At 46.4% G+C, this 7,630-nt stretch carries 6 protein-coding genes; 5 read left to right on the forward strand and 1 reads right to left on the reverse strand.

What is annotated here, in order from left to right; all coding sequences use genetic code 11:
- The first annotated feature begins 60 nt into the window (after positions 1 to 60).
- The 3 genes from ESB13_RS21340 to ESB13_RS24225 all read left to right on the forward strand — a co-directional run bounded on the left by ESB13_RS21340 (position 61) and on the right by ESB13_RS24225 (position 2,007).
- The gene (locus tag ESB13_RS21340) at positions 61 to 654 is read left to right on the forward strand and encodes a LemA family protein (RefSeq protein ID WP_129005724.1); all 594 of its coding nucleotides are present in this window, start codon (positions 61 to 63) and stop codon (positions 652 to 654) included.
- Between the two features lie 12 nt (positions 655 to 666).
- Positions 667 to 1,128, forward strand: coding sequence for a TPM domain-containing protein (locus ESB13_RS21345; protein ID WP_129005725.1), 462 nt, complete (start codon positions 667 to 669; stop codon positions 1,126 to 1,128).
- A 78-nt stretch (positions 1,129 to 1,206) separates the two neighbouring features.
- The gene (locus tag ESB13_RS24225) at positions 1,207 to 2,007 is read left to right on the forward strand and encodes a TPM domain-containing protein (RefSeq protein WP_129005726.1); all 801 of its coding nucleotides are present in this window, start codon (positions 1,207 to 1,209) and stop codon (positions 2,005 to 2,007) included.
- Positions 2,008 to 2,142: 135 nt separating this feature from the next.
- Here ESB13_RS24225 and ESB13_RS21355 read toward each other — a convergent pair whose 3' ends face one another.
- Positions 2,143 to 4,614: a M1 family metallopeptidase gene (locus tag ESB13_RS21355; RefSeq protein WP_129005727.1), complete on the reverse strand. Its 2,472-nt coding sequence runs from the start codon at positions 4,612 to 4,614 to the stop codon at positions 2,143 to 2,145.
- A gap of 171 nt (positions 4,615 to 4,785) precedes the next feature.
- Here ESB13_RS21355 and ESB13_RS21360 point away from each other — a divergent pair, with 171 nt between their 5' ends.
- Both ESB13_RS21360 and truA read left to right on the forward strand, forming a co-directional pair.
- Entirely contained in the window at positions 4,786 to 6,252 is a 1,467-nt protein-coding gene (locus ESB13_RS21360; RefSeq protein ID WP_129005728.1) for a DUF4476 domain-containing protein, read from the forward strand.
- Between the two features lie 14 nt (positions 6,253 to 6,266).
- On the forward strand, positions 6,267 to 6,992 hold the full coding sequence (truA, locus tag ESB13_RS21365; RefSeq protein WP_129005729.1) for a tRNA pseudouridine(38-40) synthase TruA: 726 nt from the start codon (positions 6,267 to 6,269) through the stop codon (positions 6,990 to 6,992).
- Positions 6,993 to 7,630: the final 638 nt, after the last annotated feature.

The following is a 7,630-nucleotide window of genomic DNA, read 5'->3' on the forward strand; positions in this document are numbered from 1 at the left end:
CCACGGCTATGAAATAGGAAATATAAGTTTATCTTTAAGCCAGTAAAAGGAAAAATGTATATGAAGACGAAGTACCTTGCTCTAATTGTTATTGTAGCCCTTGTTCTAGTTCTTGGAGGGTGCGGATGTACCAGTTATAACGGATTGGTAGGTGGCGACCAGGGTGTTAAAAAAGCCTGGAGTAACGTAGAAACCAACTACCAGCGCAGGACCGACCTGTACAGCAGTGTTATCAAAACCATTGAAGGTTCTGCCAATTTCGAAAAATCTACTTTGAAAGAGGTGCTGGAAGCGCGATCCAAAGCCACTTCTGTTCAGGTGAATATCAGTGATCCCAAGTCTTTGGAACAATACCAGCAGGCCCAGGCGCAGCTCCAGGGTTCTTTCAGCCGTTTGATGGCTGTGGCGGAAGCTTATCCTAATTTAAAAACAACAGATGCTTTCAGGGACTTCCAGACCCAGATAGAAGGCACTGAAAACAGGATCAATATTGCGCGCAGGGACTATAATGGCACTGTGGAGGGATATAACCTTAAAGTGAAAACTTTCCCTAACAATATTTTCGCCGGCTTCTTTGGCTTTAGTGAAAAAGCTTACTATAAAGCCGATCCGGGTAGCGAACGTAATCCTGACATTCAATTCAACATCAAGTAATTATTGATAAGAATGTTTTCATTTTTCAGAAAAAAGCCGCAACAGTTTTTTTCTGCTGAAGAGCAGGCGAAAATAGTTGCGGCTATTCAGCAGGCAGAAAAAAGCACCAGCGGTGAAGTGAGGGTTTACATTGAGAGTCATTGTAAATATGTAAAACCTATTGACCGTGCTATAGAGATCTTTTATGGTCTCCAGATGGAACGTACTGCTTTACGCAATGGTGTACTGGTATATGTTGCCATGAAAGACAGGCAGCTGGCCATTTTCGGTGATGAAAATATTTACAAGGTGGCCGGCACCGCGTTCTGGGAGGAAGAAGTGCGTCATATGCTTGCCGCCTTCAATAAGGAGGACCATGCACAGGGTATAGCTACAGTAGTCCTGGAAATAGGAGAGGCGCTGGAGAAATTCTTTCCCTACGATGGCGTTACGGATAAGAATGAGTTACCCGATGACATTGTTTTCGGGAAATAACAGTTGCCTGTTGCCGGATATTCACCGTGGTGTAAAAAGCCCTATTTATTGATTACCTATTTGGATGATTTTATTGGCATGAAGAGACTTTTATATATTCTGGCGGGGATCTTTTTTATGGTTGCACAGGTGAAGGCGCAGGAATTGCTTGCCAAGCCCAACCCACCCCGGCTGGTAGTAGATAAGGCCGGCGTTTTGTCGCCGGAGCAACGCCAGATCCTGGAAGATAAGCTGGTGGCTTTGGATGATAGTACTTCCAACCAGATCTGTATTGTAACCATTCCCACACTTGACGGCGGTTCTATCGACGACTATGCTGTAAACCTGTTCCGCAGCTGGGGTATTGGCAATAAGAAGACCAATAACGGCGTACTGGTGCTGGTAGCGGTCAACGACCGTAAGATCCGCATTGAAGTTGGTTATGGGCTGGAAGGCGCTATCCCCGATGTTATTGCGAAGAGTATTATCAATAACGATCTGGGGCCTGCATTCAAACAGGGAAACTATTATCGCGGCTTTGTACAGGCTTCTGAATCGCTCAGTAAGGCTGCGGCTGGTGAATATAAGGAACCCAGGCATCGCAAGTCGGCGAAGGGGGGCAGTTCTCTTGGTTCGTTCATTGCCATTTTTATTATTATCATCGTTATCATATCCATCAGCTCCCGTGGCGGCGGTGGCCGTGGCGGTGGCATGATGAGTCGTCGTGGTTCAGATGTGCTTACTCCCTTTATTCTCGGAAGCCTGCTTGGCGGCGGTGGCCGCAGCGGTGGCAGCGACTGGGGCGGTGGAGGCGGCTGGGGTGGCGGCAGTGGCGGAGGCGGCTTCGGTGGCTTCGGCGGCGGCAGCTCCGGTGGCGGTGGCGCCAGCGGAGGATGGTAGGTGCAGATTGTGGAATGGGGGATGAGGGAACGGTGGATATGATATGCAGGAGAAAGCGTCCCGAAAGGGAAAAATATAATAAACAAAAAAGCCGGAACTATTTTCTCCGGCTTTTTTGTTGGTAGTAGTTACTAACTATTTAACTATCTGGTCGATCAGTTTTATCTGTTCTGCAAGAACGTTCTTGTTTGCTTTAGCTGCCTGTTTACGTTTTTTCAGCTTTCTAAGTTCAGAAACGATTGCTTCGCGGTATTCAGGAGCCATTGGGCCTATCTGCATACTAAAGGCATTGACGCTGTTTAAGGCTGTTTTGAAATGATCCATATCTTCTACTACAGTGAGGTAGTAAATGATGTCGAAACTGCTGGTGAACTTGTCGTAGGGAGAGCCGTCTTTGAATTTGTTATAAACACTGTCGAAGTCGGCATCCGTTTTTTCCAGGATGGAGATCTTTTCTATGCTTTCTTTCAGTTGTCCGCGTGCGTCCTTTTTAAGCTGTGGCAGCATGGATAAGGCTTTGGTGGGATTGATCTCTGCCAGTGCCGCCAGAGAAGCGCCGGCTACTGAATAAGACGAATCCTGCAGGCCTGCCAGGAAGAAAGCTTCGTTTGCTGCGTTCTGCTGGTCGCCGATCACTGTAATAGCGAGGGCACGGTTGAGGCGGCTTGCATCTTTTTTAGACATGGCTGTTACCTGTTGCAGGGTGGCTGCATCTGCTTCTTTGCCTGCCAGTCCTTTTAAGGCAATGCTGCGGATCCCCTGGTAAGGGTCTTTCAGTCCCCAGCTGATGATAGGCTGCAGGGCAGTATTCTGCGGATGCATGATCGCATATTCCAAAGCCTCTCTTCTGTCGACATAGTTGGCGGCGTGTTTAAACTGGTACAGCCAGGCTTCATTTGACTGGTGGTCTTCTTTTTCCGCAAGTAATATTTTATCTGCATCTACGCTTATCCATTGCGGGGCGGCGCTTACAGGGAAGCGGAAACTGTCGTCCCTGCCATTGATCCATACCCTGTGGCGGGTCTTTTGCCCGTTTACATAAAGATCTATATCTACGGGCAGGCGGAACAGTTTACTGCCTTCCTGTACCTGTTTGATGGTTACTGTTGTAAAACCAGCTTCGGGATTTGAATAGCTGATGTCGAGTTTGGGATGACTGTTTCCGAAATACCATTGATTGAAGAACCAGTTAAGATCCTGGCCTGTTACCGCTTCAAAAGCCAGGCGCAGCTGGTGTGCTTCGCCGGTGCTGAATTTGTTTTGGGTGAGGTACAGGTGCATTGATCTAAAGAATGCAGAGTCGCCTATTTCGTGACGCAGCATGTTCAGGATCCGGCCGCCTTTATGGTAGCTAACTGCATCAAACATATCTTCCTGCGTTTTGTAATGGAACCGCACCAGGTCTTTCGATTCGCTCCTGCTATTGATATAGGTCTGCAGGTCGTTGTAATTGGTTTCGCGGCCTTTGTCGTCGCCGTACTTATATTCATCCCATAATACTTCGCTGTAGTTGGCGAAGCTTTCGTTAACGGTGAGGTTGCTCCAGCTTTCGGCAGTTACGAGGTCGCCAAACCATTGGTGGAACAGTTCGTGTGCAACATAAGCTTCAAACTGATTACCGTCGGACAACTCCCTGGCATTTTGTTGTAACTTATCGGTATGCAGGGTTGCCGTTGTATTTTCCATGGCGCCGCTTACATAGTCACGTGCGGTCATCTGCGCATATTTAACCCAGGGATATTCCAGGTCGAGGATACGGGAGTAAAAGGCGATCATCTCCGGCGTATTGCCGAAAATACGGCGTGCTACGTCTTTGTATTCCGGCTCCACGTAATACCATACCGGTTTTCCTTTATAGCTATCCTTTACGATGGAATAATCGCCTATGCCCATAAACATCAGGTAAGGGGCATGCGGCTGGCTCATTTTCCAGGTATCGGTGCGGGTGCCGTCGGTATTGTTCTTCTGGTTTACCAGCAGGCCATTGCTGAGCGATACATATTTTGAAGGCACCGTCATGGCAATTTCCTGTGTGGTTTTTTGGTTGGGGTGGTCGATGGTAGGGCACCATACACTTGTTCCTTCGGTTTCACCCTGTGTCCATACCTGTATGGGTTTGCCGGCTTCTTCTCCTTTGGGGTTGATAAAATACAAACCTTTTGCTTCTGTGATGGCGGCGCTGCCTTCTCCCTTATACTCGTTGGGTTTGGCTATATAACTGATATATACGGTATAATCCTCGTCGCGTTTATAAACCTTGTTCAGTTTAATATGCAGCTGCATGGAGTCGTAAGCGTAATTGAGCCTGCTTGTTTTCCCGTTCTTATATAACGCTACTTCTTCAATGGTCATGCCTTTGGCGTCGAGATGTAAGGAATCCGTTTCATAAAAATGAGGGTGCAGCGTTATCCAGGCCTTGCCGGGCATATACGCCTTGTCGTAATTGAAGCGAACATCCAGTTTGGTGTGCACCAGGTCATGTTGTTTGGTTGCAGAAGCCCTGTAGATCTTCTTCCAGCTCTCATCCTGTTGTCCCTCTGTCATAGGGTTCTGTGCAAAAACGCTCACCGACGCCAAGACACAGATCGCAGACATCAATTTTACCATTTGAAAATTTTAAGGGTGGTAAAATAGGTTTTTTTCATGTTGCATCCCCATGTGATAGGGAGGAATGCCGTTTTTTTTATGTTAAAGGCAGCCTTTCCATTAAGGATGTTGCGTATGGAAGGTGTAAACGTGGCTCGATTGTGGTAGTTTTGTTCAAAACGTTCTTTTAGGATGAAATTGCAATTCTCAGGTATCAAAGCTTTTTTATGGTTGATCGCTTGCTGCTTCACGCTTTGCACTGCGGCTCAGCAAAGCCATTTCATGTATATTCAATCCGATAATAAAGCGCCTTTTTCGGTTACCGTTGATAACAGTACGCAATACAGTTCCAATGGAACCGGCTACCTTATTGTGCCTAAAATAGCAAAAGGAAAACACCAGGTTAATATTGGATTCGCGGATAATAAATACCCTGTTCAGGCTTTTACTGTCGAGATCACAGATTCCGATATGGGGTATGCCCTTAAAAATTACGGGGAAAAGGGATGGGGGCTGTTTAACCTTCAGACGATGGGGGTGATCATGGCCAAATCGTCCGGTGTGCAACCGGCTACGGAAACCCGGCCTGCGGATAATAGCGGTACTGCAAAGAATAAACCGGCAGCCAACGCTCAGCCCGGAAAAGCAACAGCGCCTGCTACCCAGCCTGCGGGCAACCAGTTTGGCGATATGCTGTCGCAGGTGGTGGGTGATCCTACATTACAGCAGAAGCCTGCTGCTGCGGTAAAAAATCCTGCCACAAATACATCGGGGAAAGCGCCTGCTGCGCAACAGGCTACTGTGGTAACGGCGCCTGCTGAAACCAAACCTGTTGCCGATAGTGAAACTACTGCTGCCACACAGGTGCCTGAAGATGCCTGGGATGCCGCGGCTACCAAGGGAGTGATCAAAGCCAGCGAACAGGCGGGGAAAGAAGGTTTTGGTTATACGTTCATTGATTTCAATGCAAAAGGCGCCGATACCGTAAAGATCTTTATTCCTTCAGGAGCAGATCCGGAGGAGGCTGCGGATGCAACGATCAGGGCGATCGACTCGGTGGTTGCTGCCCCGAAAGAAACGGAGGGTGCCACTGTTAATAAAACAAACAAGAAAACAGATCCAGGTAAGAAAAGCGATCCTGTATTTGTAGATACGCCGGCGGCAACTGCGCCTGGAGCAGGTTCCGGCACAACTGTTTCCAATCCTTTCTATACCAGGCCGGCAGATAAGAACAGCGAACCTGTTACGGCGGAAGACAAACCTGGAAACAAGGAAAAGCCCAAGGCTATTGCAGCAGAAGGGGAGGAGAAAGAAGCTGCCGGAAAAGAAGGCCAGCCTGTGGCAGCTGTTTCCTATAACTCGAACTGTACAGGAGGCATGGCGGCAGCAAAAGACATGGAAAAGCTGAAAAAGAAAATGGTTAGCGAGGATGGTGACGATAAAATGGTGGCTGCTGCCAGGAAAGGCTTTAAATCGAGGTGTTATACAACAGAACAGATCAGGGAGCTGGGCAGGTTGTTTTATACCGATGAAAGCCGTTATAAGTTCTACGACGCTGCTTATCCCTTTGTATATGATGTAACCAATTTCCAGTCACTGGAAACGATGTTGCTTGATGATTATTATAAAAAACGGTTCAGAGCGATGCTCCGTTTATAATTTTAAGGAGTATTATGCCCCGCTATTTTCTGGAATTAGCTTATAAGGGAACTGCTTACAGCGGCTTCCAGGTACAGGACAATGTAGTTACCGTTCAATCTGAAGTTGAAAAGGCGCTGCAAACCGTGCTGCGGATACCTGTTGCATTAACCGGTTCTTCCCGTACCGATGCAGGTGTGCATGCCTTGCAGAACTATTTTCATTTCGATTTCCCGCACGAAATAGCTCCCAGGCTGTTATATAATATCAATGCGGTACTGCCGCCCGATATTGTTGCTAAAAGTTTGAAGCAGGTTGCAGATGATGCGCATTCCCGTTTTATGGCTACTTCGAGGGAATACCGGTATCATATTTACCGGGAGAAAGATCCTTTTCTCAACGATCGCGCCTGGTTCTTTCCGTATAAACTGGAACTATCACTATTGAATGAAGCAGCTGGCGTGCTTAAGGAATACAAGGATTTTACTTCCTTCTCCAAGCGGAACACCCAGGTAAAGACGTTTATATGCGATATACAGTACTCTCAATGGCATGAACATGACAACCAACTGATCTACGAGGTAAAAGCCAATCGCTTCCTTAGAGGTATGGTACGTGGCCTGGTAGCTACTATGGTGCGTGTAGGAAGAGGAAGTATGACGATTGATGAATTCCGCGGGGTAATAGAAGCCAAAGACTGCAGTAAAGCGGATTTTGCGGCGCCGGGGGCAGGGTTGTTTCTCGTGCGTGTAAATTATTAGCATGCTTATTTAGTTGCTGCCGCTAAAAAAATGAATTGCTGAAAGCCTTTGTCTGCTTATGTTTCACGACCTGTCCTTCTATTATCTGCTATCTGTTTTCAAAAAAAGCTTTGCAGTAACATAATTACTCCTATATTTGCACCCGCTTCTAAAGGAAGTAAGTTCATTGAAAGATAACAGTACGGATCGAAGAAAAAAGGAGATAAAAACTTCAAAATAAATTTGGTCAGAAAGTAAAAACTGTTACCTTTGCAACCCGATCGAAAAACGATCACAGCTCATTGAAAATCAGATGTTTAGTAAGAAGGAAACGAAAAAATATTTCTAAAAAACATTTGGTTGATAAGCGAAAAAGTCTTTACCTTTGCAACCCGAATCGAAGGAAACGGTAGCAGACAGAAGCAAAAAGCGCTGAAAAAAATCGAAAGTGTTAAGGCAGTAAGGCCTGAAGAGATCGGATCTCTGACATGATCAAAAGTTTTGAACGAAGCAGTAGTGCTGAGTTTGAGATTAAAGTTCTTTGAAAGAATGGAAACAACAGTACTTAAATAGCAATATTTAAGGTAAGTAACAAACGTAACACAATTTAATCCGACAGTTAATTTCGAGAGATATTAATAGTTGGGACAAACAAAACA

Origin of the sequence: Filimonas effusa (assembly GCF_004118675.1) — a bacterium.
Taxonomy (GTDB): Bacteria; Bacteroidota; Bacteroidia; order Chitinophagales; family Chitinophagaceae; genus Filimonas; species Filimonas effusa.